The organism is Streptomyces sp. SID9727 (genome assembly GCF_010550605.1).
In the GTDB taxonomy this organism is placed as follows: Bacteria; Actinomycetota; Actinomycetes; order Streptomycetales; family Streptomycetaceae; genus Streptomyces.
In genome coordinates, this window is record NZ_JAAGNI010000088.1 from 1 (window position 1) to 214 (window position 214).

The window sequence follows — 214 nt, forward strand, 5'->3', positions numbered from 1 at the left end:
CTCCGCCTGCTCCCGCACCCGGGCGGCGCCGGGGAACTCGCCCTGGAGCGGGAGCTGGCGGCGCTCACCGCCCCCGCCCGGGCCGCGTTCGTCCTGCGCGGACTGGAGGGTCTCGCGGACGGCGATGTCCGCCGGGAGCTGGCCGCCGCCGGGGTCGCCGATCCGCACGCGGCCCTGACCGAGGCGGACGGGGTGCGGGCCGGCCACGCGCTGC

The 214-nt window shown here is 81.8% G+C and carries 1 pseudogene; it reads left to right on the plus strand.

The features are described 5' to 3' along the window. Nucleotides 1–214, plus strand: a pseudogene (locus G3I41_RS05255) (hypothetical protein); the annotation flags it as partial.